This window comes from Streptomyces coerulescens (assembly GCF_042657965.1).
Classification (GTDB): domain Bacteria; phylum Actinomycetota; class Actinomycetes; order Streptomycetales; family Streptomycetaceae; genus Streptomyces; species Streptomyces coerulescens.
Genome location: NZ_JBHSKM010000016.1, coordinates 160,746 through 187,499, shown reverse-complemented (window position 1 = coordinate 187,499; position 26,754 = coordinate 160,746). Strand labels below are relative to the sequence as shown.

At 71.7% G+C, this 26,754-nt stretch carries 22 protein-coding genes; 7 read left to right on the top strand and 15 right to left on the bottom strand.

The annotated features are described in order from the left end of the window. Positions 1-66: 66 nt before the first annotated feature. Positions 67-1,308 (top strand): erythromycin esterase family protein, encoded by a 1,242-nt coding sequence (locus tag ACFPQ9_RS22315; RefSeq protein ID WP_380855839.1) that lies wholly within the window; start codon positions 67-69, stop codon positions 1,306-1,308. 188 nt (positions 1,309-1,496) lie between these two features. After that, a complete protein-coding gene (locus tag ACFPQ9_RS22310) occupies positions 1,497-3,380 on the top strand; it encodes an exo-alpha-sialidase (RefSeq protein ID WP_380855836.1) in 1,884 nt (627 codons plus the stop codon). 59 nt (positions 3,381-3,439) lie between these two features. Here the strand turns inward: ACFPQ9_RS22310 and ACFPQ9_RS22305 are convergent, their stop codons facing one another. Beyond that, a complete protein-coding gene (locus ACFPQ9_RS22305; RefSeq protein ID WP_380856280.1) occupies positions 3,440-3,835 on the bottom strand; it encodes a RidA family protein in 396 nt (131 codons plus the stop codon). A 137-nt stretch (positions 3,836-3,972) separates the two neighbouring features. On the opposite strand from ACFPQ9_RS22305, the gene ACFPQ9_RS22300 reads away from it, so the two are divergent. After that, on the top strand, positions 3,973-4,947 hold the full coding sequence (locus tag ACFPQ9_RS22300; protein WP_380855833.1) for a helix-turn-helix transcriptional regulator: 975 nt from the start codon (positions 3,973-3,975) through the stop codon (positions 4,945-4,947). A 110-nt stretch (positions 4,948-5,057) separates the two neighbouring features. Here ACFPQ9_RS22300 and ACFPQ9_RS22295 read toward each other — a convergent pair whose 3' ends face one another. Together ACFPQ9_RS22295 and ACFPQ9_RS22290 are read right to left on the bottom strand one after the other, a co-directional pair. Further along, positions 5,058-6,203 (bottom strand): FAD-dependent oxidoreductase, encoded by a 1,146-nt coding sequence (locus ACFPQ9_RS22295; protein ID WP_380855831.1) that lies wholly within the window; start codon positions 6,201-6,203, stop codon positions 5,058-5,060. 7 nt (positions 6,204-6,210) lie between these two features. Further along, positions 6,211-6,966 (bottom strand): TetR/AcrR family transcriptional regulator, encoded by a 756-nt coding sequence (locus tag ACFPQ9_RS22290; RefSeq protein ID WP_380855828.1) that lies wholly within the window; start codon positions 6,964-6,966, stop codon positions 6,211-6,213. Between the two features lie 262 nt (positions 6,967-7,228). Between ACFPQ9_RS22290 and ACFPQ9_RS22285 the strand changes: the two genes are divergently transcribed. Further along, on the top strand, positions 7,229-8,500 hold the full coding sequence (locus ACFPQ9_RS22285) for a ThuA domain-containing protein (RefSeq protein ID WP_380855825.1): 1,272 nt from the start codon (positions 7,229-7,231) through the stop codon (positions 8,498-8,500). A 22-nt stretch (positions 8,501-8,522) separates the two neighbouring features. Here ACFPQ9_RS22285 and ACFPQ9_RS22280 read toward each other — a convergent pair whose 3' ends face one another. Genes ACFPQ9_RS22280 through ACFPQ9_RS22270 form a run of 3 tightly spaced genes read right to left on the bottom strand, consistent with a single transcriptional unit; the run spans position 8,523 to position 13,325 of the window. Continuing rightward, positions 8,523-9,680 (bottom strand): PP2C family protein-serine/threonine phosphatase, encoded by a 1,158-nt coding sequence (locus ACFPQ9_RS22280; RefSeq protein WP_380855822.1) that lies wholly within the window; start codon positions 9,678-9,680, stop codon positions 8,523-8,525. Positions 9,681-9,690: 10 nt separating this feature from the next. Further along, a complete protein-coding gene (locus ACFPQ9_RS22275) occupies positions 9,691-11,850 on the bottom strand; it encodes an FUSC family protein (protein WP_380855819.1) in 2,160 nt (719 codons plus the stop codon). After that, the gene (locus ACFPQ9_RS22270; protein WP_380855816.1) at positions 11,847-13,325 is read right to left on the bottom strand and encodes an MFS transporter; all 1,479 of its coding nucleotides are present in this window, start codon (positions 13,323-13,325) and stop codon (positions 11,847-11,849) included. The genes ACFPQ9_RS22275 and ACFPQ9_RS22270 overlap by 4 nt, the downstream gene beginning before the upstream one ends. 262 nt (positions 13,326-13,587) lie before the next feature. On the opposite strand from ACFPQ9_RS22270, the gene ACFPQ9_RS22265 reads away from it, so the two are divergent. Continuing rightward, a complete protein-coding gene (locus tag ACFPQ9_RS22265) occupies positions 13,588-14,727 on the top strand; it encodes an AI-2E family transporter (protein ID WP_380855813.1) in 1,140 nt (379 codons plus the stop codon). A gap of 19 nt (positions 14,728-14,746) precedes the next feature. Here ACFPQ9_RS22265 and ACFPQ9_RS22260 read toward each other — a convergent pair whose 3' ends face one another. Beyond that, positions 14,747-16,357 carry an FAD-binding oxidoreductase gene (locus ACFPQ9_RS22260; RefSeq protein ID WP_380855810.1) on the bottom strand — a complete coding sequence of 537 codons (1,611 nt, stop codon included), beginning with the start codon at positions 16,355-16,357 and terminating at the stop codon, positions 14,747-14,749. Positions 16,358-16,424: 67 nt separating this feature from the next. Here ACFPQ9_RS22260 and ACFPQ9_RS22255 point away from each other — a divergent pair, with 67 nt between their 5' ends. After that, positions 16,425-17,063 carry a TetR/AcrR family transcriptional regulator gene (locus tag ACFPQ9_RS22255; RefSeq protein WP_380855807.1) on the top strand — a complete coding sequence of 213 codons (639 nt, stop codon included), beginning with the start codon at positions 16,425-16,427 and terminating at the stop codon, positions 17,061-17,063. A gap of 56 nt (positions 17,064-17,119) precedes the next feature. Here ACFPQ9_RS22255 and ACFPQ9_RS22250 read toward each other — a convergent pair whose 3' ends face one another. The 7 genes from ACFPQ9_RS22250 to ACFPQ9_RS22220 all read right to left on the bottom strand — a co-directional run bounded on the left by ACFPQ9_RS22250 (position 17,120) and on the right by ACFPQ9_RS22220 (position 24,453). Then, positions 17,120-18,361: an ABC transporter substrate-binding protein gene (locus ACFPQ9_RS22250; RefSeq protein ID WP_380856277.1), complete on the bottom strand. Its 1,242-nt coding sequence runs from the start codon at positions 18,359-18,361 to the stop codon at positions 17,120-17,122. A 50-nt stretch (positions 18,362-18,411) separates the two neighbouring features. Beyond that, on the bottom strand, positions 18,412-19,554 hold the full coding sequence (locus ACFPQ9_RS22245; protein ID WP_380855804.1) for a branched-chain amino acid ABC transporter permease: 1,143 nt from the start codon (positions 19,552-19,554) through the stop codon (positions 18,412-18,414). Then, positions 19,547-20,446 (bottom strand): branched-chain amino acid ABC transporter permease, encoded by a 900-nt coding sequence (locus ACFPQ9_RS22240; RefSeq protein ID WP_380855801.1) that lies wholly within the window; start codon positions 20,444-20,446, stop codon positions 19,547-19,549. The genes ACFPQ9_RS22245 and ACFPQ9_RS22240 overlap by 8 nt, the downstream gene beginning before the upstream one ends. Continuing rightward, positions 20,443-21,243: an ABC transporter ATP-binding protein gene (locus ACFPQ9_RS22235; RefSeq protein ID WP_380855798.1), complete on the bottom strand. Its 801-nt coding sequence runs from the start codon at positions 21,241-21,243 to the stop codon at positions 20,443-20,445. Before ACFPQ9_RS22235 ends, ACFPQ9_RS22240 begins: the two co-directional genes overlap by 4 nt. After that, a complete protein-coding gene (locus tag ACFPQ9_RS22230; RefSeq protein ID WP_380855795.1) occupies positions 21,240-22,139 on the bottom strand; it encodes an ABC transporter ATP-binding protein in 900 nt (299 codons plus the stop codon). Before ACFPQ9_RS22230 ends, ACFPQ9_RS22235 begins: the two co-directional genes overlap by 4 nt. A 313-nt stretch (positions 22,140-22,452) precedes the next feature. After that, a complete protein-coding gene (locus tag ACFPQ9_RS22225) occupies positions 22,453-23,760 on the bottom strand; it encodes an RsbRD N-terminal domain-containing protein (RefSeq protein WP_380855792.1) in 1,308 nt (435 codons plus the stop codon). A gap of 201 nt (positions 23,761-23,961) precedes the next feature. Further along, positions 23,962-24,453: a DUF6194 family protein gene (locus tag ACFPQ9_RS22220; RefSeq protein WP_380856274.1), complete on the bottom strand. Its 492-nt coding sequence runs from the start codon at positions 24,451-24,453 to the stop codon at positions 23,962-23,964. A 47-nt stretch (positions 24,454-24,500) separates the two neighbouring features. On the opposite strand from ACFPQ9_RS22220, the gene ACFPQ9_RS22215 reads away from it, so the two are divergent. Beyond that, positions 24,501-25,247, top strand: a complete 747-nt coding sequence (locus ACFPQ9_RS22215) for a MerR family transcriptional regulator (RefSeq protein ID WP_380855789.1) — start codon at positions 24,501-24,503, stop codon at positions 25,245-25,247. Between the two features lie 18 nt (positions 25,248-25,265). Here the strand turns inward: ACFPQ9_RS22215 and ACFPQ9_RS22210 are convergent, their stop codons facing one another. Next, on the bottom strand, positions 25,266-26,543 hold the full coding sequence (locus ACFPQ9_RS22210; RefSeq protein WP_380855786.1) for an alpha/beta fold hydrolase: 1,278 nt from the start codon (positions 26,541-26,543) through the stop codon (positions 25,266-25,268). Positions 26,544-26,754: the final 211 nt, after the last annotated feature.

The window sequence follows — 26,754 nt, the reverse complement described above, 5'->3', positions numbered from 1 at the left end:
ACCGACGATATCGGGGCGGCATCGCGTCAAAGTCTCCATCGAAGGTTCAACGATACCGTTGAAGGCATGGCGACTGACATCAAGGACACCGCCCAAGCCGTCGAGGCTGCTTCCGTGATGAGGCTGCTCCCGGCCCGACCCCGACTGCTCGCCCTCGGCGAGCCCACCCACGGGGAGGACACTCTGCTCGACCTGCGCAACGAGCTCTTCCGGCAACTCGTCGAGCAGGAGGGTTACCGGACGATCGCGATCGAGAGCGACTGCCTGAAGGGCCTGCTGGTGGACGACTACCTCACCTCCGGCACCGGCACCCTCGAAGAGGCCATGGAGCACGGGATCAGCCACGACTGGGGCGCCTTCACGGGCAACCGCGAGCTGGTCCGCTGGATGCGTGCCTACAACGAGGACCGCCCCGAATCCGAACAGCTCCGCTTCGCCGGTTTCGACGGCCCGCTGGAGATCACGGAAGCAGCGAGTCCCCGGCAGGTTCTGAGCGGGCTCCACGACTACCTCTCCGCCCGGGTGGCCAGAGACCTGCTGCCCTGCCCCGCCGACGCACTCGACCGCCTGCTCGGGGCCGACGACCGGTGGACCGACCCCGCCGCGATGATGGACCCGTCCCGGTCCATGGGGCGATCGACGCAAGCCGGGGAGCTGCGCCTGATCGCCGACGATCTGGCCGCGCTGCTGGACGAGCGGATGCCGCAGCTGCTCGCGGAGTCCTCGTGGGAGGAATGGCAACGGGCCCGCCTCTACGCCCGCACCGCGACCGGCCTGCTGCGCTACCACCACTGGATGGCCGACACCTCACCGGCCCGCCTGACCCGGCTGGTCAGCGTGCGGGACCAGATGATGGCCCACAACCTCCTGTCCCTCGCCGAGCGTGGTCCGGTGTTCGTCCACGCCCACAACTCCCATCTCCAGCGGGAGAAGAGCTCGATGCGGATGGGCGGCAGCCGGCTGGAGTGGTGGAGCGCCGGCGCCCTGGTGAGCGCCCAACTCGGCGAGGACTACGCCTTCGTGGCCACGGCCCTCGGCACGATCCACCACCAGGGCGTCGGCACACCCCCGCCGGACACCCTGGAAGGACTGCTCTACGCCCGTCCGCATCCCAGCTCCGTCATCGACCCCGCCCAGCTGGCCGCCGCGCTCGGCGACACCCGCCCCGCACCCCGCGTCTCCCCGTGGTTCGGGTACGCCTCGCTCGACCCGGCCCATCTGAACGCCATCGACGGGATCGTGTTCGTCAAGGACGTCGAGCAGAGCTGGCGCTGCCCTGCGGGCCATCCGGGTGAATCTGACGCGTAATCAGGCAGTCTCGAGCACCTGGCCGCGCCTCCACACCAACCAACCTGTAATCACAGCCAGTTGCTGTTGCGCATCGAGGGGTCCTTCGCTCGCCGACTACGGCGTGTCACCTGTGCCAAATACTCCCAAATCTTAATAAATTGGACTTGGGATGTTTGTTCGGACAATGGCACAACGAAGGGCCCTCTATGCCGTCGAGGCTTCGCGCACATCTGAGAGCCGACCTCGCCGCAGGCGTGGTCATGGCAACCGCGGCGGCGCTTGCGGGTCCCGCCCACGCCCAACCCGCCAAGGCCGTACCGCTGTTCGAGCAGCGGGTGATCTTCAGGGCGTCGCAGGACCCCGGCGGATACGCGTGCTTCCGGATCCCGGCCGTCGTGCAGACCAACCAAGGCACGCTCCTCGCCTTCGCCGAGGGCCGGCACGGCACCTGCGGTGACGCCGGGGACATCGACATCGTGCTGAAACGCTCGACCGACGGCGGCCGCACCTGGGGACCGCTCCAGGTCGTCACCGACGGCGCCGGCAACACCCACGGCAACCCGACCCCGCTCGTGAACCGGGCGACCGGCCGCATCCTGCTGCCGCAGACCCACAACCCGGCGAGTTCGAACGGCTCGAGTTGTTCCGTGCCCTGCAACCGCAGCCCCCACCTCCAGTACAGCGACGACGACGGCCGCACCTGGACCCGGCCGCGCAACCTGAGCTCGCAGATCAGGCCCGCGAACTGGAACTCCTGGTACGCCACCGGCCCGGTCCACGGGATCCAGCTCACCCGCGGCAGCCGGGCCGGCCGCCTGGTCTTCGGCGTCAACGCGGAGACCTGGAACGGCAGTCGGGTCACCGCCAACCACGCCTCTCTCATCGTCAGCGACGACGGCGGCACCACCTGGCGCCGCGGTGCCACCGACTCCTGGCCCATCGCCACCGACCGCACCTTCCACCAGAAGCCGTCCGAACTCACCATCACCGAGCGCACCGACGGTGCCATCCTGGTCAGCGGTCGCGAGCAGGACGGCACCGATCTGGGCCATCGCACGCAGACCTTCAGCGTGGACGGCGGAGACAGTTTCACCTCCCGGTTCCGCCCCCTGCCGAGCCTGTACACCCCGCAGGTTCAGGGTTCGACGCTCCAACTCGCCAACGGCCGCCTGCTGCTGTCCTGCCCTGGCGACCCCGACCGCCGCCGGACCTTGATGATCCGCTCCTCCTACGACGGCGGCAGCACCTGGGACAGCGTGGACCGGGGCACCGTGGTGACCCAGGACTGGTCGGGCTACTCCGACATGGTGCACATCGGCGGCGACGTGGTGGGGCTGATGTACGAGGGCGGCACCGTCGACGCCCGCGACGAGATCCGCTTCGCCCGCTTCAACGAGGAGTGGCTGAGGCCGCGCCGCGGCGCCGACCCGACCACCACCGACCGCGCCCCGTCCGCCCAGCGCGCGAGCGTGCTCGGTGGGGCCGCGCCCACGACCGGCCGGTTCGGCGGCGCCCTCGCCTTCGACGGCACCGACGACGCCGTACGCCTGCCGTTCCGCAATCAACTCGAGCTCGGCACCGAGAGTTTCACCGCCTCCCTGTGGTTCCGCTACACCAGCCGGACCGGCGAGCAGCCCCTGCTGTGGATGGGCGGCACCGGCGGCGACCAGCCCCAGTTCTGGCTCCGTGGCGAACCGGCGAACAACCGGGTGCGCGGACTGATGACGGTGCGCAGCGGCGCTACGACCGTGCGGTCCGCGTCTGTCAGCACCACCGCCGCGCACAACGACGGCCAATGGCACCACCTCGCCCTGCGCCGCGGAGGCGGACAGCTCACCCTGTTCATCGACGGCAGGGCGATCAGTACGGCCGACGTGGCCGGATCCGTCAGCCGCAACTCGCCGTTCGGCGTGCACATCGGCCAGCGCATGGACAGCCGGGGGTTCTTCACCGGCCGTATCGACGAAGTGCGTGTCTGGAACCGGGCCCTCACCAACACCGAACTCACCCGGGTACGCCAGACGAACGTCGGCCCGTCCACGAACACCACCCTGTGGCTGCCCTTGGACACGGTGACAGCCGGCGGCTGAGCGGGGCCGTCGATGAGTTCAGGCTCCGACGGTCTGCTGGATGCCGGTCGTTGATCGCCTCACGCGACGGCGGTGCCCTCCAACTCGACCATCTGGCCGGGGATCGCCAGTCGCGTCACCCCGAGCATCGTGGTGGCCGGCGCGACTCCGGCAGCGCCCAACCGCGCCGCCAGCACGCCGTAGTGCGGGAACAGCAGATCGACGTCGGTCGTGTAGACATTGAGGCGGACGAGGTCCGCGAGGGACATGCCGGCCTCGTCCAGCACGGCCTCCAGGTTGTCGATGCTCAGCGCCAACTGCGCGGCGATGTCACCGTCATGCCGGGGCTTCCCGTCGCGGTTCATCGCGGTCTGCCCCGAGATGTACAGGGTCCGTGTGTGCCCGGAGACGACCTCACCTTGGTTGAATCCCAGGCCCACCGACCACGTCACGGGGTTGACCGCCGTTCGTTCCACTGCCACTTCGGCTCCATTCGGTTCATCGGGAGTGCGTACGCCCCCTCGGCCCGGTAGTCACGGGCTTCGGCGTCGCGTCAACGAGCCTCCCAACAAATCACGACACCCTTGGTCACGTATTCCCTTAGGGTTTTCGTATGCGCGCCGACCGACTGGTCTCCCTGGTGCTGCTGCTGCGCCAGCGCGGCCGGCTGACGGCGAACACACTGGCCCGCGAGCTCGAGGTGTCCACCCGCACCGTGCTGCGTGACATCGAAGTGCTGTCCGCGGCCGGCGTCCCCATCTACGCCGAACGCGGCAGACACGGAGGCTTCGCGCTGCTGCCCGGTTTCCGGACCGAGCTCACCGGACTGAACCACGACGAGACCCTCGCCCTGCTGACCGCCCGATCGGGGCGCGGCGAGCAGGTGTTCGGCCTGCGCCCGGCACTGGCTTCGGCGATCCGGAAGGTGGTCGACGCGCTGCCCGAAGGCCACCTGGCTTCCGCGAGCGACGCCGCTCAGCGCTTTCTCGTCGACCCGGAGACCGACCTGCTCGCACGCAGGCTGGTCACCGAGGAGGTTCCCGACACCGCGATGATCGAGGTCAGGCGCGCGGTGCTCGCCGGCCACAAGCTGCGCATCCACTACGCGGCCACAGGCCGGGCACCGCGGTGGCGCACGGTGGACCCGATCGGCCTGGTCACCGTACGCGACCGGGGTTACCTGCTGGCCACGAGATCCGGCGAGGACCGCACCTACCGGCTGTCACGGGTGTTGGCGGCCGAGGAACTCCCCGAGGCGGCGCAGCGACCCGACCGGGTCGACCTGGACCGGATCTGGCGGGAACGCTCTGCACGGTTCCTCTCCGACGGCGAGCACATCACCGTGCTGGTCCGGGTGGATCCGGTGCTGCGGGAGGAACTGCTGGACACTGCGCTGGCTGTCCGCGCGGAAGAACCCGACGCGGACGGCTGGTTGCGGCTGGAGGTGACCTTCCAGGACTCCCGGCACGCCGAATGGGCGCTGTGGCAGCTCGGCACGGACGCGGAAACCCTGGCACCGAAGTCGTTGCGCACCGCCCTGGGCAACCGCGCGACCGCGATGGCCGCCCGCTACGGAGACGCACCTTGATACCTGGGCCGTCGTCTTGACACCTGGGCCGTCGCCGCGGATCTCGGCGAACCGACGCACGCCCGGTGTGCACCGCTTCGGCGGGCCCGCGGACGTACGCCGTGTGCAGGTCAGTCCGTCGCGAAGGAGGCGAACATGTCGATGAGCGGCTGGGGAGCCCGGTCGTTGAAGATCGTCTCCAAGCCCTGCGCCGACTGCCGGGCAGTCTCCTCGCTGCGTGGAAAGAGCGCCTTCTCGTAGACCGTCAGTGCCGCCTCGGTGTCGCCGGGATGCGCGGCGAGCGCCTGACCGAGTTCGGCGCCGTCGATCATGGCCAGATTGGCGCCCTCTCCCGCGAAGGGGGACATCAGGTGGGCCGCGTCGCCGAGCAGGGTGACACCGGGAGTGCGCTCCCAGTCGTGCCCGATGGGCAGTGCGTGGATGAGCCGAGGGACCGGCGGGCCGTCGCATTCGGCGATCAGCTGCCTCAGGCCGGGGGCCCAGTCGGCGAAGCAGTCGGACAGAGCGGCCCTGACCGCGTCGGGGTCGGTGAAGGCGAGGGCGGACAGCCAGTGTTCCGCGGCTCGCAGGGCGGTGTAGACGTGCAGGCTGCCGTCTGTCTCCCGGTGCGCGAGGAAGCCCTTGTCGTCGCCCAGGGCGAAGAACATTCCGCCGCCGATCAGCTCGGCGCACTCCGGATGACGCGCGTCGGCGTCGAGGAGATCGAGTTCGACGAAGGAGATGCCGCTGTACTCGGGGGTGGCGGCGGAGACCAGGGGCCGGATTCGGGACCACGCGCCGTCCGCGCCGATGAGCAGGTCGGTGGTGAGGACGGTTCCGTCGGCGAGGGTCACCTCGTGCCGTCCGGCGCCGAGCGCTCGCGCGCCGACGACCTTGCTGTTCCAGCGGATCGTGTTCTCGGGCAGCGAGCGGAGCAGGATCTCGCGCAGATCCCCGCGGTCGATCTCCGGGCGGCCTCCCGTGCCGTCGTCCGCCTCTTCCAGCAGGACGCGCGCATGCTTGTCCAGGACCCGCAACGCCTGTCCGCCGGGATGCACTTTGGCGCGGAACGGCTCATGGAGCCCGGCTATGCGCAACGCCGTCTGACCGGTCTCCTCGTGGAGGTCGAGCATGCCGCCCTGGGACCGCATGTGCGCACTCGCCTCCAGGTCGAGGACGACGGCTCGAAGGCCGTTGACGTGCAGTACGCGGGCCAGCGTCAGGCCGCCGAGACCGGCGCCGACGACGAGGACGGGGTGGTGAGTGGTGGTGGTCATGGTCGGTCTACTTTCCCCTCGGTGTGGATCCGGAGTCCGGCGGCTCGCGACGGCCGTCGTCGGCACGGGTGGTGTCCGCCGGTGTGGGGGTCGTCAGGGTCCCCTGGATGACCGAGCGGAAGATCCAGGTCAAACGCTCCTGAGGCGTGCCGGACACCAGCGCGTCACCCACCGCGGCGATACGCGGATGTGTCTCGGACGACGCCCTGCGCAGGGCCGTCGTGAGGGACCGGAACTCGTCCTCGGCGGCGCTGTCGCTGTCCCGGGCGGACTGTTCGGCGGCGGTGGCGGTGGCCACTTGCAGCAGGACGTCCACGCCCCAGGCCGCTTGCGCGTCGGGGACCCCGCCCTCGTGCAGGAGGGCCAGGATCGCCTCGACCAGCGCCAGATAGTTGGGGCCGGAGGGACGGGCGACCAGTGCGGAGTGCGCGAGGCTGGGATGCTCGAACAGCACCTGGGTATAGGAGCCGAGCACCGCGATGAGCCGGTCGGTCCATTCACCCTCGTCGTCGACCGGCGTGCGGTCGACGACGCCGAGGAGGTCTTCCAGGATCGCGGCGTGCAGCTCCGCCGTGTTGGCCAGGTACACGTACAGCGACGCCGGCCCGGTGTCGAGTTCCTGAGCCAGCCGTCGCATGGTGACGCGCTTGAGTCCCTCGGACTTCATCAGGCGTACGGCGGTGGCGACGATGCCCTCATAGGTGAGGGCCGGCTTGGCGGGCCGCTCGCGGCGGCTGCTTGGGGTGGGGCTTCCTTCGGACACGTCCACAGGCTAACGAACATGTTCGTCACGAACAAGTTCGCTTGATCCCGGGCGACGCCGATTGGCCTATACCAAAGCCTTGACAGGGCATTTCGAGCACTTCTTAAATCATGCTGTGAAATAAGTCCTGTCATGCACATGTGAACGCGGAGAAGACATGCCTGACACCCCACCGCAAGCCCATGTCCGCAACCGAAGGCGCTTCCCTCGACTCCCACTCGGGCGCCGCCACCCCGGTGAGGCTCCCAGGAGGCGGCCGGCCGTGCGGCTGCTGGCAGGGCTCGCGTTGGTGCTGGGACTCGCGGTCACCCCGTCCCCCGCCGCGCCCGAAGCCGTCGCCGCGCCCGAGGCCGCCCCGTTCAAGGTCATCGCCTTCTACCACGGCACCTGGGACGCCGCGCACATCGACTTCGTCAAGGAAGCCAATGAGTGGTTCCCGCGCACCGGCGCCCAGAACAACTTCACCTACACCGCGACGACCAACTGGGATCTGCTCGCGAACGGAGGCGTGAACGACTACCAGGTCGTCCTCTTCCTCGACGACGCGCCGCAGAACGCGGCACAGCGAGCCGGATTCGAGCGGTACGTGCGGGCCGGCGGCGGCTGGATGGGCTTCCACGTCTCGGCGTTCACGACCGACGCCGGATCCTGGCCCTGGTACTACAACACCTTCCTCGGCAGCGGGAACTTCCGTTCCAACACCTGGGGTCCGACGACCGCCGTGCTGCGCACGGAGGACCGTACCCACCCCTCCACCACCGGTCTTCCCGCCACGTTCACCTCGGCGGTCAGCGAGTGGTACAGCTGGTCCAACGACCTGCGCACCAACCCGAACATCAAGATCCTGGCCTCCGTCGACCCGTCGGGTTTCCCCCTCGGCACCGACCCCAACCAGACCTGGTACGGCGGCTACTACCCGATCCTGTGGACCAACACCCAGTACCGGATGCTGTACGCGAACTTCGGCCACAACGCCATGGACTACGCCACCAACACCCGCCTGTCGTCCACGTTCGCCAGCCCCACCCAGAACCGCTTCCTCATCGACGGGCTCAAGTGGCTCGCCGGCGCTAGCGACAATCCCACACCCACCGATCCCATCTCGGACACCGCCTGGTACTCCGTGAGCAACGCAGAGAACGGCACCTGCGTCGACGCCCGGGCGGCCGCACTCGCCAACGGCACCGCGATCCAGCAGTACACCTGCAATCAGACCCAGGCCCAGCAGTTCCAGTTCCGGCCCACCGACGGCGGCTACTCCCGCATCGCGATCCGGGGCAATCCCCAGCAGATCGTCGATGTCACCGGCGTCTCGACCGCCGACAACGCACCGTTGCAGTTGTGGTCCTACGGAGGCGGCACCAACCAGCAGTGGCGTCCTGAGCGTGAGGCATCGGGGAGCTACCGCTTCGTCGCCCGGCACAGCGGCAAGTGCCTGAGTACGACGGGCAGTTCGGCGAACGGTGTGCAGTTGGTCCAACGGCCCTGTGACAACTCGGCCGCGCAGTCCTTCCGGCTGACCGAACACCCCTGATCGCGGGTCGGCGTCGGCGACGCTACCCGCCGTCGGCGCCGCCGGTGTCCCGTCCGCCCTGCCGCGGGGATGTCCCGGCGTCCAGGGAGAGGGCGAGCACGGCACGGTCGTCGTTGTCGGCCTGCGCCGACCAGTGGTCCGCGTCGGTGCGTACGAATGACACGACCGCCTCGGGGTCGGGTGTGCGCTCCCCGGAGAACCGTTGCCCGAGCCGTTCGAGCACCGGGTAGAAGACGCCGTCGGCGTCCCGCGCCTCGCTCACTCCGTCCGTGTGCAGGACCAGCACCTCCGACGGTTCGAGGAGGTGCACCGTGGTGTCGTCACCGTCCGGCGCCAGTCCGCCCAGCCCCAGTGGCAGTCCGGGTGCCGTGGGCAGGCGTCGGGCGCCGTGCGGGCCGACCGCCAGGGGCGGGGGGTGGCCGCGGTCGACGATGCGCACCTCGCCGCCGTCCGGTGGGAACTCCAGCACCAGCGCGGTCACGAACAGTTCGGGGTCGCCGTCGTCGCCGGCCGGGCTGTTGCGGGCGATGCTGAGTTCCAGCCGGGCGGCGAGGGCGCTCAGGCTCTGCCATTCGTGGGCCGAGACCCGGAAGCTGCCCAGCACCGCGGCGACGGTCTGTACCGCGCCGAGGCCCTTGCCGCGGACGTCGCCGATGATCGCCCGTACGCCGAACGGCGTCTCGCACACGTCGTACAGATCGCCGCCGACGAGGGTGCCGCCCTCGCCGGCCTCGTAGAACCCGGCGGCACGCACCGGGCCGAGTCTTCGCGGCACAGGACGCAGCAGGGTTCGCTGCATGGCCTCGGCGACCGAGTTGGCGCGGATGAGGTGTTGCCGGGTCCGCTCCCGCTGCGCAGCGAGCGCGACACTGGCAATGCCGATCAGGGCGGTCGCGGCGTACAGCGCGACGTGGTGCTGCTCGTCGAAGTGGCCGGGCCGACGGGCCGCCATCCACATCTGCAACCCCAGGCATACGACCGCCGACAGTGCGGTGCCCAGCGGGCCGCGCGTCGCGGCGGCCAGGGCCGGGACCGCGACGAGCAGGAAGCTCACCGGTTCACGGCCCCTGACGATGAATTCGGCGGCGATGTCGATGAGCACGGCGACCAGCGGCAGCCACCACACCCAGCCGCGCAGGGTGGGGCCGCGCAGCTCGCTGCGGAGGTGCCGGCCGGACACGTCGCGCCCCCTAACTTCCCGGTCCATCGGCGCCGGGGGCCTTCGGACCGCGCTGCGGTCGTCGGATCGCCTCGGGCAGACCGGCCTCGATACGGGTGAGCTGTGCGGTGAGGCTGCGCAGCCACATGTCGAGGTCGACCAGCACGGGCAGCGGCGGCCCGGCCGGCCGCACGGGCGGCGCCACGTCGGCTGTCGTCGGGCGTCTGCCGCCGCACAGGTCGGCGAGCCGGTCGGTGGTCCCGGCGAGCGCGCGGGCACTGTCCCGGGCCCGGTCGCCGGCCTCCGGGGGAAGGGCGGTGGTGGGCAGGTCGAAGCGGGGCAGCCACTGGGCGCCGAGGAGGATGTGATGGGCGGTGAGAAGTAGGGCGTGCCAGTCGGCGCGTACGTGCACATCACTTCCGGGTTCGCTGCGGAACTGGGCGTAGGCGGATTCGGCCAGGCGCAGCCGGTGCAGCGCGGGGAGCGAGGGCGGGGCCGGTACCGAGCCGGGCGGTACGGCGGCGAGCATGCCGACGGTGCCCTTGATCAGCGGGCCGCACTCGTGCAGGAGGCCCGCCATGGTTCTGCGCACCTCGGCGCGGGCGCCGGCCGGCCAGGCGAGCATTCCGCACAGCAGACCGATGGCGCTGCCGGTGACCACGTCCACGATCCGCGCCTCGGCCAGCCGCCAGGAGGCCGGGGCGATCTGGGCGAAAGCGGTGGCCACCACCAGGGTGAACAGGCCCTGCGCCCAGGCGATGCCGAGCAGCGGCCCGAGCGCGAAGGCGATCAGCATGGCCGGTGCCAGGATGGCTGCGTACGCCTCGGTGTGCCGGCCCAGGCCGGTGAGCAGGGCGCCCGCCACGACGGCGCCCACGAGGTTGCCGGTCACGGCCTGGCGGATGGCCGTCCAGGCCTCCCCCACGGTGGTCCGGCTCAGGGTGAGCACGGCCAGCAGCACCCAGAAGCCGTGCGTCAGATCGAGCGAGCCCGCGACCAGGCGTGCGGCGGCCAACGCCACCGCGATCCGCAGGGCGTTGTGGAACTGCACCGAGCGCAGCGAGATGTTGCCGGTGATCCGGCGCAGCCACAGTTGGGCCGTGGTGGCGTGCGTGTACCAGAAGAGTTCCGTGGGTTCGATGGGGGCGGTGCGCCGGCCGTCGAGGCCGACCCGCACGGAGATCTCCAGGGCACGCACGGACTCGGCGATCGCCAGCAGCGCCGCCTGTCCGCGCAGGACGTCCGTCGCAGGTACCTCGTCGGCGGGTCCCGCCGCCTGGTGAGCCCGTATCCGCTGGAAGTCGTCGATGGCCTCGTCCATCCGCTGCGGGCCCGGGGCGGCCCGGCCGGTGCGCAGGGCGGCGGCGGTCTCGTCGAGGAGGGACACCACGCGCGGCAGCAGCAGTCGCAGCGCCGTGTCCCTGCCGCCCCGGCCCTCGTTCCCCGGGCCGCTCCGTACGAGTTCGCGCAGCTCGCCGATCTCGGTCAGATGGGCGAGCTGTTCCAGCAGCCGTCGGGCGGCGGAACCCGCCTGCGCCAGGCCGCGGGCCGCGCGGCTCGGGCCGGCGGGACGTTGAGCGGGCTGAGTGTGGGACAGCCGCAGTTGCGCGCCTGCGTCCCTCAGCTCCTCCGGTGAGAGGCCGTTGTCCCCGGTGATGGTGTCGCGCGCGGTCGCCAGGGCCCGCGCGAGGGCCGCGCGGTACGTCGGCTCCGGTGGCGGCGGCAGCACGAACAGCTCACACAGCACGAGTGCGAGCACACCGAAGGTGAGCCCGGCCAGGCGCAGCCCCAGCGTGTCGGGTTCGTAGGGCGGGAAGCAGGCCAGGATGTAGAAGAGCTGGAGTCCGGGCGCCGCCCCGGCAGGGCGCGGGCCCGCGATCGCCGCGAAGGCGAGGAGGAACCCCACGACGAGCATGCCGAGCACGGCCGCCCAGGTGTGCACCGCCAGCACGGTCCCGAGGGCCACCAGCCCGAGCCCCACGGGCAGTGCCTTCAGCATCACTTCGGCCCGCTGCCGCCCGGATCCGGGGATCGGGGACAGCAGGCCGAGCGAGATCGGCCCGAAGAGCGCGTACAGGGCGAGCACCGGTTCGTCGAGCCCGTACACGAAGGGGTAGAAGCCCACGGACGCGGCGAGGGTCACCCGCACCGACCGGTGCAGGATCCGGGTCCGCTCCACCCCGCTGGTCACGGCAGTGGCCCGTCGGCACGGCCCGGTGTCCGGGTGCCCGCCGAGCGCGGCGACTCGGCCGGACCTCCCACGCCTGACGGCTGCCCGCCCCCGGTGCCCGTGGTGCTGCCAGTGCCGGCGAGCCGATGCCGTACCACCAGGACAACCGCCGAAGCCGCCAGAATCACCGCGCCTCCGCAGCGCAGGATCGCGTCGTACGCGGCTTCCGGTGACCGCTCCGGCACCATCGCCGTGATGGCGGACGCGGCGGCCGCGAGCGCGACGCCGCCGAGCGTGACGAGGAACGTCAGCAGTACGCCCGATGCCTCACCGGCCCGCTCGGGCGTCACGACCTGCTGGGTGGCCACACTCGCGAACGTCCAGCCCAGCCCCAGGCCCAGCCCGCACCAGGCGAACACCGGAACGTACAGCCACCAGGCCGTCACCACGCTGAGCACGATCATCCCCGTACCGGCGACCGTCCCGGCGAGGGCCATCACCGACACCGGCCGCATACGTCCCGACAGCCTGGCGCCCAGCGGTCCGCTGAGCGCCACGAGCGCGGCGGGCGCCAGGAACACCACGCCCGCTTCCAGCGGTGACAGCCCCCGCACCTGCTGGAGGTACAGCGTCGACACGAACACGGTGACCGCGTAGCCCATGTTGGTGACGGTTCCCGTGCCGGTCACCAGGACGTAGGGGGTGTTGCGGAAGAGGCCGAGGTCGATGAGCGGATGCCGGGCGCGTTGCTCGCGCCGTACGAACAGGGCGCCCGCCGCGGCGAAGAGGGCCAGCAGGGTGAGGGTGCGGGCGTGGTCCCAGCCCCAGGCGCTGCCGCGTTCCACGGCCAGGGTGAGCGCGGCGAGCGCCACCACGACGGTCGCGCAGCCGGTCAGGTCGAGCTGGCGTGGTGCCGTCGGATCCCGCGAGTCGGGGACGTACACATACGCCACGACCAGGGCCAGCAGGCTCAGCGGTGCCAGCAGCCAGAAGATCCAGCGCCAGCCGGGGCCCTCGGTGAAGCCGCCGCCGACGAACGGTCCCAGCGCCGTGCCCACGTTGGCGATGCCGAACACCGCTCCCAGCGCGCGGGCCCGGGTCGCGTCCGGGAAGGCGTTGGTGATCACGGCGACCGACACGGGGAAGACGAAGCCCGCGCCGACACCCTGCACGATCCGCGCCCCGACCAGCGCCCACAGCCCCGGCGCGAGCGCGCAGCCGACGGACCCGGCCGCGAACAGGGCGGTACCGGCGAGCAGGGCGCCCCGCCGGCCGAAGACGTCGCCGACCCGGCCGCCGACGATGAAGCAGCAGCCGATGGCGAGCATGTACGCGGAGAGGGTCCACTGGGCGGCCGAGGCGGTGACCCCGAACTCCTCGGCGATGCCGGGGACGGCGAGGTTCAGCGCGAAGAAGTCGAGCTGGATACAGAACAGGGCGACCGCCCCCGCGACGAAGGCACCCGTGCGCGCGGCCGGCGAAGACTCAGCGCCCATGAGCACGTTCCTCTCGGACCGACACCACCACGGCAGCGAGCCACGGCACGACGCGGCCGGCCGGACACGCCCTCCGCTGCCCAATTGTCGACCGCCCCCGCACCGCTCGCAGCCCGACGCTCCCCCACCCGGCGGCACCTCACCGGGCCGACCGGAGCCAGGTCCGGGAACCTGCCGGGCGACCGCGCCACCGGGCCGGTACCGGCCTTCGGGCGAATTCCGGGCCGGCTCCGCGATCCGACCGGGCAAGGGTGGTACGGGCATGAGGATGGCCACGCCCCCGGATCCGCCCGCCCCGTCCGACGGCCGCCCGAGCGGCGCGGAGTCGCGCGTGCCGGAGTGGCTGCGGACCTGTGCGGCGTACGCGTGGCGGATCATCGCGGTCGCGATCGTCGTCCGTGCCGTCTTCTCCGTGCTCGGGCAGTTCCACCGGATCGCCGTCGCCGTGTTCCTCGGACTGGTCCTCACCACGTTGCTGCGTCCCGTCGCCGGCCTCCTGGCCCGCAAGCTGCCGCGTCCGCTCGCCGTGGCGAGTGCGGTCATCGGAGGCCTCGTCGTCGTCTTCGGCGGGCTGGCCCTGGTGGGTGAGATCGTGGCGGGTCAGCGAAGAGGGCTCCAGAGGGAGTTCGTGGCGGGAATCGACCGGATCGAACGCCAGCTGGAGGAGCCGCCCTTCCGTCTCCCGCCGGACACGTTCAACGACCTGCAGTCCCGGATCGGCAAGCTCCTCTCCAGCCACCGCTCCACCCTCATCAGCGAGGCCGTGAGCGGCGCGAGCCGACTGCTCGAAGTGCTGACCGTCCTCGCCCTGGCCCTGTTCTGCGCCGTCTTCTTCACCCACTCCGGCGACCGGCAGTGGCAGTGGATCTGCGATCAGCTCCCCACGCGGGCCCGGCAGCATCTCACGGTCGCGGGCCGGGCCGCCTGGCGGACCTTCACCGGCTACACGCACGGCATTCTGCTGGTCGCGGCGACCAATGCGTTCCTGGTCTGCATCGCCCTGCTCATCCTCCGGGTTCCCCTCGCGGTTCCGCTGGCGCTGCTGGAATTCGTGGCCGCGTTCATCCCGCTGATCGGCTCGCCCATCGCCCTGGCCGTAGCGGCTGTCGTAGCCCTGGCGACCAAGGGTCCGGTGACCGCGCTCATCGTCGTCGCGCTGATCGTGATCATCGGTCAGATCGAGGGCCACCTCCTGCATCCCATCGTCATGAGCTGGGCCGTACGTCTGCATCCGGTCGTCGTGGCCCTCGCCGTCGTCGGCGGAGCGATCGCGGCCGGCTTCATCGGCGCCGTCGTGGCCGTCCCGTTCGTGGCCGTCCTCTGGTCGGTCCACCAGGCACTGCGTGGCCGCGCCGAGGGCTCGTCAGGGAACGGGACCCGGCCCGCGAAGGCCGGACCCTAGGCACCGGGCCCGGTCGTCGTCAGTCCAGCAGAACCCCCGGATTGAGGATCCCGTGCGGGTCCAGGGCGCTCTTGGTGGCGCGCAGGGCGAGGGCGAAGGGGGCCGGTCGCTGGAGGTCGTAGCCGGGGCGGTGGTCGCGGCCGACGGCGTGGTGGTGGGTGATGGTGGCGCGGTGGCGGTGCAGGACGTCGGTCGCGGCGGCCTTGATGTCGTCCCAGACGGCGACCTCGTCACCGGGGCGGCCGGCGACGGCCACGGTGAAGTAGGGGGCGGCGCCGTCGGGGTAGACGTGGGTCAGGCGGCAGTTGACGGTGGCCTCGTGCCCGGTGGCCTTGAGGGCGGCGGCCCCGACCTCGGCGCGGACCGCGTCGATCAGGGCGGGGATCCGGTCCCAGGTGGCGGCCGTCTCGAAGGTCTCGACGACGGCGCCCATACGGGCCAGACCGTCGCGCAGATAGGGCATGCGCAGGAACGCCGAGCGCCAGGCGCCCACGGCCTCGTCGGCCGGAGTGCCGCGGTCCGCCTGCGGTGCCTCGCCGATGCCACCGTGGGCACGGGCCAGGTCCAGGGCGACCGCGAGGCGGTCGTCGACCGGGGCGGTCGCGGATTCGAAGCCGAGGACCAGGACGGAGGAGCCGTCGTGCGAGGCGCCGGACAGCAGTGCCTCGCCGGGGTCGAGCAGCCGGCAGTTGGCGGGGGCGAGGTCGGACTGGGCGAGGGCACGTACGGCGTCGAGCGCGCGGCGGAAGTCGGTGAAGGCGAGGGATGCGGAGGTCTTGTGCCGGGGGCGTTCCTGAAGGCGCATCCACGCCTCGGTGATGACGCCGAGCGTGCCCTCGGATCCCAGGAACAGCCGGTCGGGTGACGGTCCGGCACCGGATCCGGGCAGCCGCCAGGACGTGCCGGCGCCGGCGGGGGTGACGACGCGCAGGGACTGCGCGAAGTCGTCGATGTGGGTGTGGACGGTGGCGTAGTGGCCGCCGGCCCGGGTGGCCAGCCAGCCGCCGAGGGTGGAGAACTCGAAGCTCTGCGGGAAGTGGCGCAGGGTCAGGCCGTGCGGGCGCAGCTGTCCTTCCAGTACGGGACCGAGGGCTCCGGCCTGGATGAGGGCGGAGCGGCCGACGGTGTCGATCTCCAGGACCCGGTCCATCGAGGTCAGGTCGAGGGACAGCACCGCGCGGTGGGCGTCCCCGCGGTACTCCACTCCGCCGACGACCGACGATCCGCCGCCGAAGGGGACGACGGCCACGGCATGTTCGCCGGCCCAGTCCAGCAGGTCGGCCACCTCCTGGTCGGCCGTCGGGCGGGCGACCAGGTCGGGGATCCGGCCGGGCCGGCCACGCAGGGCGCGGATGACGTCGCGGTAGGCCTTGCCCATGGCGTGGGACGCGCGCGCCTCGGGGTCGGCGGTGACAAGGTGAGCGAGCGAGGGCGGGGGCGTCACGCCGGGACGGCCGATGGAGAGGTCGGCGACCCGCGGTATCGGCAGCGGGCGGGCGAGAGTCCCCGGCAGCAGGGCGCCCATCTCGACGCACTCGGCGTCGTCGGGGTGGGCGTCGGTGTAGCCCCAGCCCCACCAGGAGCGGGGGCGGGAAGTGCCGGGGTCGATCGCGGTCGCGGTGACGGGCATGAGTGTGCTCCCAGCGGGTCCAAGGAATTTACCCTTCGGTAAATTACCGTAGGGTAAGATCGGGCCCATGACAACGCACCCCTCCAAGGCCGGCACCAAGGGCGTGCCGAGGGCCGCCCGGGAACAGCAGGTTCTGGCCGCGGCCACCGAGGAGTTCGGCCGCCACGGCTACGAGGCGACGACGGTGGCCGCCATCGCCACGCGCGTGGGTGTCACCAAGCCGCTGCTGCACCAGTACTTCGGCAGCAAGCAGGACCTCTACCTCGCGTGCCTCGACCCGGTCGGCGACCGCCTGCTGGACGCGGTCCGCACCGCGATGGACGAACGGGACGCGGCTGCGCCGCCCACCTCCCTGCGGGTGCTGGACGCCCTGTTCACCGCCCTGGAGGGGCAGCGCGAAGCCTGGTTCGTGCTCTACGACGCCACACTGCCGCCCGACAGCGAGGCCGCCCACCGCGCCGCGCACTACCGCACCGCCATCGACGACCTCGCCGCGAGCGGCACCGCCGATGTCCTGCGGTCGGCCGGAGTCGGCGACCCGCTCGACGCCGACGCCCTCAAGTACGCCTGGCGCGGCCTGTGCACCGCCCTGGTCCGCTGGTGGATCAACCACCCCGACCAGTCGCCCGAGGCCATGACGCGACGCTGCGCGCGGATCTTCGCCGCCGCCCGCTCCCTCGTCCCCGCCGACGTCGACCAGGAGTAGGACATGCCGGAGCGGGGTCGGGGCCGCACCCGGTCCCGACCCCGCTCGTCAGGGAGTCACGAGCTCCGGGAGCGGAGGTACTCCTCGACACCGGGCGCGGTGTGCGCCTCCTCCACGTTCACCGCGGCGCCGACCGCCTTGGCGTCCGGCTTGTGCACGTAGGTGGAGGTGCTGGCCGGCTGCCCCTTGTCGGAGAAGTCCTGCGCGGTGCCGAGGCCGACGTCGACATTGGACTGGGCGCGGTGCGCCTTGACCACGTCCTCGCGGGCGAGACTGCCGCTCTCGCAGGCCTTCTTCAGGTCGGCGCCCATGATCCGGGCGGCGTTGTAGCCGGAGAGCACTCCGGCGTCGACCAAGGCGTCCGGGTACTTCTTCTTGTACTCGGCCACCATCTTCTGCACGCCGGCCAGATCGGAACTGGTGGCCGGGGCGGAGCTGACGATGTTCAGCATGGCGGTGAGGGCGGGCGCGGCCGGTGTCTTCATCAGCTGTGGGGCGTAGCCCGGGGCGCTGCTGACGACGGGCACCTTCAGACCGCGGGAGGCGGCGACGCCGACGAGTGAGGCGGTCTGGGCCGGTCCGGCGCTGATCAGGATCGCCTTGACCCCCTCCTTGCGCAGCGCGGAGACCTGCGCGGACAGATCGGTGTCGGTGGCCTTGATCTTCTGGCCGACGACCTTCAGGCCCGCCTTCTTCGCGGCCCACTGCGAGCCTTCCAGCGCGGTCGCGCCGTAGTCGCCCTCGAAGTAGACGTGGCCGATCGTGTCGCCCTTCGCCAGGCCCTTGGTGCGGGTGAGGAAGTCGACGGCGGCGATCATGTCGATGTCGTAGGTGGTGCCCAGGACCTGCACGGCGTCCCGGTCCAGCAGGGAGGCGGCCCAGGCCTGGGGGAAGGTCAGCAGCTTGTCCCGGTCGATGTCGTCGAGCAGGGCCGCCATCACCGGCGATCCGATGACCTGGGGCAGCGCCACGACGTCCGCGGAGATGTCGGCGTAGGCGGTGACGGCCTTCTGGACGTCGTAGCCGTGGTCCTTGACGACGATCTCCACGCGCCGGTCGCATATGCCGCCGTCGGCGTTGACCTCGTCGGCCCACATCTGCTGTGCCTGCACGATGCTCTTGCCGAGGGTCGCGTACGGGCCGGTGAGGTCCGTGAGGGCGCCGAGCTTGATGGTCTTGTCGGTCACTCCGGGCCCGGTCCTGACGCCGTCGGCGCCGTCGCCCGCGCTGTCGGAGGAGTTGGCCTTGGAGCTGCATCCGGTGCCGGCGAGCAGGAGGGCGGCGAGGGCCGCGGCCATGAGCGTCCTGGTGCGCGGCGCGGCGCGGTGCGTGTGGTCGTGCGAGGGCTTCACGGGGTGTGCTCCTTGGCTCGTACGGCTGGCGCGGTGGGTTGAGACGGGGAGGTGGCGTTCGGGGGTGGTGGCAGTGCCTTCCGGGGGCGGCGCAGACGGGTGCGCAGACGCCGGACCAGGCCGTGCAGGCCGTCGGGGGCGAAGAGCAGGATCAGGACGATCGACGCTCCGTAGAGGTAGCGGGCCGCCTCGGTGGGGCCGACCGTGCCGTCGGTGCTGCCCGGGGCGGCCACCAGCGGGAGTTGGTCGGCGTAACGGGTCATCAGCAGGGGCAGCGCCGTGACGAAGACGGCGCCGACGGTGGCTCCGGCCACCGATCCGAGTCCGCCGATGACGATCATGGCGAGGTAGTCGACGGACAGGACGAGGCCGAAGTAGTCGGGCACCACGCGGCGGAAGGAGAGGGCGAGCAGTACGCCGGCCAGGCCCGCGTACATCGACGAGACCACGAAGGCAGCCGAGCGGTAGCGGGCGACGTCGACGCCCATCACCGCGGCCGCGGTCTCGCTGTCACGCAGCGCCACCAGGGCCCGTCCGGGTCGCCCGCGGAGCAGTCCTCGGGCGGTGAACCAGGTGACCGCGAACAGCGCGAGCCCCAGGTACCACAGGCGTTCCTCGGCGCCGAACGGAACGCCCAGCAGGCTCAGTTCGGAGTCGGCGGAGAAGGAGAAGCCGCCCACTTCCAGCGGGGGGACCGAGCGGCCGTTGAAGCCGCCGGTGACGGAGTCCGCGGTGAGCAGGACGTGGTGCCCGAGGAAGACCAGGGCGAGGGTGGCGACACCGAGGTAGATGCCGCGCACCCGGCCGGCGACGGGGCTGAACAGCCCGCCGGCCGCCCCGGCGAGCAGCACCGCGAGTACGGCGGCGACGGCGGTCGGCAGCCCGGGGCCGGGCTCACCGGACAGCCATACGTAGCCGTAGGCGCCCACGGCCAGGAAGAAGGCGTGGCCGAGGGAGAGTTGGCCGGCGGTGCCGGACAGCAGGCCGAGGCCCACCGCGCCGATGGCCGCCGCCATCGAGAACAGGCCGATGCGCAGCCAGAACGCGTCGAGGTAGAAGGGCAGCGCGCACAGGACGGCGACGGCTGCGAGGGTCCGGCCCAGGCGGACGGCGTGGGCGCGGGAGAGTCGCTCAGACACGGACCGCCGCCTTTCCGCCGAACAGCCCGGTGGGCCGCACCAGCAGCACCAGGACCATCACCGCGTAGGGCGCTACATCGCCGAACCCCTCGCCCAGGACATGCAGATCGGACTGGTAGCCCGCGACGAGTGCCTCGGTCAGGCCGATCAGCAGGCTGCCCGCGAGCGCGCCGGGCGGTGAGGCCATTCCTCCGAGGATCGCCGCCGGGAACGCCTTCAGGGCGATCTGTCCCGTCGTACGTTCCAGGCCTGGCGCGGGGAACGCGGCGAGGAACACCGCCGCCAGGGCCGCCAAGGCACCGGCCAGACACCAGGCGAGGGTGCGCACCCGCACCAGCCGTACACCCATGAGTGCGGCTGCTTCCACGTCCTCGGCCGAGGCACGCAGCGACAGGCCCCAACTCGTGTACCGGAACAGGGCGAAGACGCCGGCGATCACGGCGGTGGACACCACGATCGCCGCGATCCGGCTGTCGGCGACGGTCACCGGGCCCAGCCCGCTCACCGAGTCGCCCCAGGGGTCTCCGAGCGAGAGCAGATCGCCGCCGATGCGCCGCGACAGGTCGGTGAGGATGACGATGTCCACGCCGATGGTGACGATGGTCTGCACATGGGCGGCGTGCGGGTCCGCGCCCCCGCCGGCCTGGAGCAGGAAGCGGTCCATGGCACCGGCCACGGCCGCGGTGACCAGGACGGACACGGCGAGGGCGCCGGCGAAGCCGAGGTCGTCGTGGAGTACGGCGGTGAGGTAGCCGCCGAGCAGGAGCAGCGAGCCGTGCGCGAAGTTCATGACGCCGGACGCCTTGAAGATGATGACGAAGCCGAGGGCGACGAGTGCGTAGACCGCGCCGAGGGCGAGTCCGTTGAAGACGTTGTCCAGGAAGGTGGTCATGCGGCGTCCTCCTCGTCGGCCCCGGTGCCGAGGTAGGCGCGCAGCACCTCGGGGTCGCGGCGGACCTCGTCCGGGGTGCCGTGCGCGATGACGCGGCCGAAGTCGAGGACGGTGACCTCGTCGGCGAGCCGCATCACGATGCCCATGTCGTGCTCCACCAGCACGACGGACAGGCCGAGTTCGGCGCGTACGGCGTGCACGACCTCGACCGTGCGGGCGCGTTCGGCCGCGTTCATCCCGGCGACCGGCTCGTCCAGCAGCAGGACGCGGGGCTCCAGGCACAGGGCGCGGGCGAGTTCGACGCGCTTGCGGTCGCCGTAGGAGAGCAGGGTGACCGGACTGACGAAGTGCGGTGCCAGACCGGTGAGTTCGGCGATCTCGTGGGCGCGGGCGAGGTGCTCGCGCTGCTCGCGCCGCGCGTTCGGCAGCCGCAGTGCGCTGGCGGCGAACCCGGCCCGGGACAAGGCGTGGCGGCCGAGCATGAGGTTGTCGGCGACCGTGCCCTGGGTGGTGACGATGTTCTGGAAGGTGCGGGCGACGCCGAGTGCGGCGATGCGGTGCGGGGCGAGCCGGGTCAGTTCGGCGTCCCCGAGCCGTACGGCGCCCGCCGCTGGGCGGCACAGTCCCGACAGGACGTTGAAGCAGGTGGACTTGCCCGCGCCGTTGGGTCCGATGAGCGCGTGCACGGTGCCCGGGACGACGGTGAAGGACACGGCGTCCAGGGCCGTGAGCCCGGCGAACCGGACGGTCACGTCCGTGACGGAGAGTACGGGCGGTGCGGTGGTGCGGACGGTCACGCGGCTCCCTGCCCCTCGGTAGTGCCGGTGGTCCTGGACGTGTGCGTGACCCCTGAGGTCTCGGCGGTCGCAGTGGTCTCGGTCGTCTGGGTCGTCGCGGTCGTCTCCGTCTCCTCGGTCGTCTCGGTGGTCTCGGTCGTCTCGCCCAGGTACAGGCGCCGTACGGCGTCCGTGCGGGCGAGTTCGTCGGCGGGGCCGGAGAGCCGGACCTCGCCGACCTCCAGGACGTGAGCGGTGTCGGCGAGGGACAGCGCCATGCCCGCGTTCTGCTCGACCAGGAGGACGGCGGTGCCCTGGGCGTTGATCTCGCGGATGACTTCGGCGATCCGGTAGACCATTTGCGGGGCGAGGCCCAGGGAGGGCTCGTCGAGCAGGAGCAGGCGCGGGGCGGCCATCAGGGCGCGGCCGATGGCGAGCATCTGCTGCTCGCCGCCGGAGAGCAGCCCGGCGGCCTGCCCGGTGCGTTCGGCCAGGCGCGGGAAGAGCGAGAAGACCCGGTCCCGGGCCTCGGTGATCTGAGCGGGGCGGCGCCTGCCGAGGCCGAGGCCGCCGGTGCGGAGGTTCTCGTCGACGGTGAGCCCGGCGAAGACCCGGCGTCCCTCCGGGACTTGTACGACTCCGGCTCGCACCGCCGCGACCGGGTCGCGTCCGTCGAGTTCTGTGGCGCCGTAGCGGATACGGCCGGCCGTGATCGCGCCGCGATGCAGCCGCAGGGTGCCCGACACCGCCCGCAGCAGGGTCGTCTTGCCGGCGCCGTTGGGGCCGAGCAGGGTGACGACCGCGCCGTGCGGGACGGTCAGGGACACGGAACGAAGGGCGGACAGGGCGCGGCCGTAGGTCACGTCGAGGCCCTCGACGTACAGGGCGGCCTCTTCGTCCGGTGGTGCTTCGGGCATCACGGCTCCTCGGGTCCGTGCCGGCGGGCACGGGGGCTTCGGGGAAAGGGCAGCCCACGACAGCACGGGCACGGGCGGGCGGTACAGGTGTTCGGGCGAGGACGCTGCGCGGTCCCAATGCGGGTGGGACGGGGTTGTGCGGGTGCCCAGGGGTGACGCGGAAGCGGTGGTCGGAGGCAGGGGGGCGCGGCGATGTCGGCCGGGGCGAGTGGGCTCGGCGTCTCAGCCCGACGGCGCTGTCCTCCGGCAGTGCGCGGGGACCCGTCGTTCCACCGGCGCTCTCAAGTCGCCGCGCCGCGCAGTGGCGGTACGGTCAGCCGCGCAGCAGTCGGCGTGCCGTCAGGGCGAGGCTGATCTGCACCACGTCGACCGGGCGTGCCAGGGAGCGTCCGGTGAGCTGCTCGCAGCGGCGCAGCCGGTTCAGGACGGTGTTGCGGTGGCAGTACAGCCGCTCCCCGGCCCGCTGGGCGGAGCCGTCGCAGGCGAACCAGGCGGCGAGGGTGTCCAGCAGGACGTCCCGGTCGGCGGGTTCCAGCCGCAGCAGGGGGCCGAGCACCTGCTCGGTGAGGGTGGCGCCCAGTTCCGGGCAGGAGATCACGAGGGCTTCGGGCAGCCGCTCGGTGAGCCGGACCGTGCCGCCCTCGGGCGGGCAGATGCTCAGGGCGAGGTCGGCCAGGCGCCGGGCGTCGCCGACCGCGGCCAGCCCGGCCACGGCACTGCCGACGCCGATCCGCCCCTCGGCCGTATCGTCGGCCGAGAGCCCCAGCGCCTCCACAGGATCCTGGTCGTCCTGGTCGTCGTCCCCATCCCCCGCTTCGCCGACCAGGACGATGCCGTAGTCCACTTCCCCTCCCGAGTGCCAGTAGACGCTCGTGCCTGGTGGTACGGGGGCGGAACGCACTCCCGTGACGCCCTTCGGTCGAGCGCCGGCGACCTCGACCGCGACGACGACGTACCGTCCGTGCTCCGGCAGCCGTAGTCCCTCGGCGGTCTCGGGCAGGTCGGCGATCCGGCTCGTGCCGTCGAGGAGGGCGGTGGCGAGCAGCCGTACCCGGTTCTCGCGCCGCCAGGCCAGTTGCCGTTCGGCCTGCCGGTAGGCGTCCGCGACGAGGCTGCAGTGCTCGTCGACGAAGTTCCACACGTCGATGGCGACGTGTACGAGGAGCCGGATGTCCTCGGGCGCCGTGCGGGAGGTCTCCTCCACCAGTCGCTGCCAGACGAGGGATCCGCCCAGCCGGAAGGCGTGCAGCAGGGCGTCCAGCGGCAGCCCCTGCTCGGCCCGGGTGACGCCGATGCTCCAGGTGCAGCGGTGGGCGGCCTCGCGGGTGCTGCGGGGGTCGAGCAGCGAGGTCACGCTGTGCCGCAGCGAGCGGTGCACCTCCTCCCAGGTGCCGGCGTGGTCGTTCTCCAGCGCGGTCCGGTACGCCGGTTCCTGCTCGCGCAGCACGGCCAGGAGCCGATCGGTCAGTTCCGGGAGGTCGTCCATCAGGATCCGGGCCGCCCGGTGCAGGACACGCAGCGCGTCGGCGTCGATCAGTGACCGGATGCGCCGTGTCCGCGGCCGCGGAACGGGCGTCGGCCCGGTGCGGTTCGTCACGCGTGTGCGTACGGCAGGATGCATCGCGGTCCTCCCCCAACCTCGGCTTCCCGGCAGCGCTCCGGCGGCGCCGGGCCGACGGCACGGCTGTGCCCGACGGCTCGGCGGAGTCCGACGGGACGCGCTGCCCGTGCGGCAGCCACCCGACTCGTCGTCCTGCCCGAAGGATGGCATACCGTCCGGTCGGTCCCTAGGGGTGTGCAGCGGCATTCTTGCGCGCGAGGATCACGAAGTGAGGCCGGTACCGCTGTCGGGCCCTCGTAGCTCCTGTCGCCGTGTGGCCCGGGTACGAGCCGCGTCGTGAGCGTCCCGGAGGAGTTGCAGGACGGTGTCCGCCGTCCGCTCGCCGGGATTGACGACGCAGATCCAGCCGAGTGTGCCGTAGAGCGGGTGCGGCAGGACCGTGTCGGTGGATGTGTGGTCGCGAGGGTGGGCGAGGGTGTGGGGCTCCTCCCCCGTGAGTTCCTTGAAGGTGGCACGGTCGACGTGGATGTTCACGCGCCAGCGGCCGGGAGGGTCGAGGTCGCAAGCGGTGTCGTCGGGGTAGTTCTTCGTGACGATCGTTCCGTAGGGCTGGGTGTGGTGGGGGATACGGCCGTCGGGGGCGTAGTAGAAGAACGCGTCCCCCCAGGCGACCTCGGGAAAGTCGCCGTCCGGTCCCGGGGTGAGCACGAGGGCGCCGTCGAGGCCGCGCACGGTGGCGATGATCTGTTCCATACTCATGGTTCAAGCATCACCTTCAAGTGCTTCTGTGGGGTTCGCCGATGAGTGACGCTTCGAGACATGCGCGGTCGGCGCCGCTCAGAACCGTCGATGTCGCCCGGGCCTCGGGGTATTCGGTGCAACAGGTCCGCGACCTGGAGCGGCTGGGGGTCATCCCGCCGGCCGCCCGGTCGGGCAACGGGTATCGCGCCTATGGGTCCGTCCATGTGCGTGCTCTGCACGCCTATCGCGGGCTCGCCAGCGCCGTGGGACCGGTCACGGCACGGCAGGTGCTCGGCCGGCTGCGCACGCAGACGCTCGCCGAGGCCGCCTCGGCGATCAGCGCGCTGCATGTACAGCTCACGCACGAGCGTGAGGAGGCTCTGCGTGCTCAGCAGGCGTTGCGGTCGCTCCGGGCCGAGGCGGAGACGCCCGAGACCGAGTACGACACGGACGCGATGACCATCACGCAGCTCGCCACCGCGCTCGACGTCCGCCCCTCGACCCTGCGGTTCTGGGAAGAGGAGGGACTTGTCCTCCCCGAGCGGGTGACGTCCCTGCGAGCGCGCCGCTACGGGCTTCCGGCCATTCGGGCGGCCCGGATCGTCGCGGCCCTGCGCAGCACCGGACACGGCATTCCCGCAGTGCGCGAGATCGTCGATTCGCTCCACCGATTCGACGGTCAGGAGCAGACGCAGCGCGTCCTCAGCGAGCGCCTCGATGACATCGCCGCCCGGACCGTTGCGCTGCTCCGGGCGGGCGCGGACCTGGCGGCCGTCGTCACTGCCCCGGAACGTCCGAGGAGCTGACGGGGCCGCGCGCCGTGGCTAGCAATGGCTGCCGGAGGGCGGGAGGTCGAGCTCCGCGAGGTAGTCGTCCACGGCGTCACGTGTGCAGTCGTTGCGTCCGTAGACGCTGTGTCCCGCCCCCTCGTACGGCAGCAGAACGGTCGTCCCGCGGGTCTGCCGGTGCACGTTGGCCGGCCAGGAGAAGTGGTTCGCCGGGTCGTGTCGCGCATGCAGCAGGAGGATCTTCGGGGCCTCGGTGATGCGGAGACGGTGCTGCGGGTTGTTCACCTCGTCCGGCCAGCCGACGCAGCCGGCCACCGCCGCGTGGACGCGAGGGGTGCCGCGCATATGGGGTGCGGCCCGGAGCTCTGCTTGTGTGAGGGCGGCGTACTCCCGGTAGTTCTTCGGCCGCAAGCGCCAGTCCTGGCAGAACACCGCGTGGAAGGGCGCCGCCTCCGTCGGCTGAGGGGGCTGGGACGGGCTTGGTCGGAGCGGCTCGCGGTCCGACCGCCGGTGTTGCCGTCCTTCCCCTGGCCGCTGGCTGTCCAACTGCGCCACGAACGCGGCGGCCTCGTCCCGGTCCGGGCCGTAGAAGGCCTTGAAGGCGTACAGGCTGATCTCGTGCGCGGTGAGCGCCCGCTCCGGTCGCTCCGGGTCGTACAGCTCCCCTCGGTCTGCCCGAGCGAGGACGCCGTCCCATACGGCGGTGACGTCCCGGCCGTGCAGGGCGCAGGTGCTGGTGGCCTCGCACCACCGCACGAACTGTTCGAAGGAGTCCTCCGCCGCCATCGCCGAGGACGTGAGGAACTCCCGGGTGCCGAGGCTGTGGTCGACGTTGGCCGTGAGGGCCATGGCCCGGATGCGGTCGCCGTACTCCTCCGCGTACTGCTGGCCGATCAGCGTGCCGTAGGAGTGCCCGAAGTAGCTGATCTTCCGCTCGCCTAGGGCCTGTCGGAGGGCGTCCATGTCCCGGACGACGCTCAGGGTGTCGGCGTGGTCGAATACGGGGCCGGTGTGCCGGCGGCAGTCCTCGCGCAACACACGGTTGTACTGGGCCAGTCGGTCGAACTCCGCTTGGTTGCGGGGATAGGGCGAGGGCCGTTGCGCCAACAGCTCGGCGGAGCACATCACCGGCCGGCTGCCGCCGACGCCTCGCGGGTCGAATCCGACGATGTCGAACTTCGCCAGGGTGTCCGCGCTGAAGTGCGAAGGGGCGCGCCGTACGGCGAAGTCGACTCCCGGGTCGCCCGGCCCGCCCGGGTTGACCAGCAGCACTCCCACCCGGCGATCCGGATCGGCCGCTCTGCGACGGGCCACGGCGAGATCGAATGTCTCCCCGCCCGGGCGAGCGCGGTCGACCGGCAGCCGGAGGGTCCCGCATTCCGCAGTGGCGTCCTGGGTGCAGGGCTTCCAGTCGATGGGAGCGGCCGACGGCCGCGCTGCGAGGGGAGCCGAGGCTTCCTGTGCCTGCTCACCCGAGGCGGGTGTTCCACCCATCAGCACGCCAGTGGCTAAGAGGCCCACGGCC

What these genes read in the sequence shown, in the direction of transcription:
- ACFPQ9_RS22240 (WP_380855801.1), bottom strand. Translation starts at nt 20,446, where the DNA reads ATGACCACCTTCCTGGACAACGTCTTCAACGGACTCGCCCTCGGCGCG.
- ACFPQ9_RS22315 (WP_380855839.1), top strand. Translation starts at nt 67, where the DNA reads ATGGCGACTGACATCAAGGACACCGCCCAAGCCGTCGAGGCTGCTTCC.
- ACFPQ9_RS22265 (WP_380855813.1), top strand. Translation starts at nt 13,588, where the DNA reads ATGAGGATGGCCACGCCCCCGGATCCGCCCGCCCCGTCCGACGGCCGC.
- ACFPQ9_RS22300 (WP_380855833.1), top strand. Translation starts at nt 3,973, where the DNA reads ATGCGCGCCGACCGACTGGTCTCCCTGGTGCTGCTGCTGCGCCAGCGC.
- ACFPQ9_RS22260 (WP_380855810.1), bottom strand. Translation starts at nt 16,357, where the DNA reads ATGCCCGTCACCGCGACCGCGATCGACCCCGGCACTTCCCGCCCCCGC.
- ACFPQ9_RS22310 (WP_380855836.1), top strand. Translation starts at nt 1,497, where the DNA reads ATGCCGTCGAGGCTTCGCGCACATCTGAGAGCCGACCTCGCCGCAGGC.
- ACFPQ9_RS22225 (WP_380855792.1), bottom strand. Translation starts at nt 23,760, where the DNA reads ATGCATCCTGCCGTACGCACACGCGTGACGAACCGCACCGGGCCGACG.
- ACFPQ9_RS22215 (WP_380855789.1), top strand. Translation starts at nt 24,501, where the DNA reads ATGAGTGACGCTTCGAGACATGCGCGGTCGGCGCCGCTCAGAACCGTC.
- ACFPQ9_RS22255 (WP_380855807.1), top strand. Translation starts at nt 16,425, where the DNA reads ATGACAACGCACCCCTCCAAGGCCGGCACCAAGGGCGTGCCGAGGGCC.
- ACFPQ9_RS22230 (WP_380855795.1), bottom strand. Translation starts at nt 22,139, where the DNA reads ATGCCCGAAGCACCACCGGACGAAGAGGCCGCCCTGTACGTCGAGGGC.
- ACFPQ9_RS22250 (WP_380856277.1), bottom strand. Translation starts at nt 18,361, where the DNA reads ATGGCCGCGGCCCTCGCCGCCCTCCTGCTCGCCGGCACCGGATGCAGC.
- ACFPQ9_RS22295 (WP_380855831.1), bottom strand. Translation starts at nt 6,203, where the DNA reads ATGACCACCACCACTCACCACCCCGTCCTCGTCGTCGGCGCCGGTCTC.
- ACFPQ9_RS22220 (WP_380856274.1), bottom strand. Translation starts at nt 24,453, where the DNA reads ATGGAACAGATCATCGCCACCGTGCGCGGCCTCGACGGCGCCCTCGTG.
- ACFPQ9_RS22270 (WP_380855816.1), bottom strand. Translation starts at nt 13,325, where the DNA reads ATGGGCGCTGAGTCTTCGCCGGCCGCGCGCACGGGTGCCTTCGTCGCG.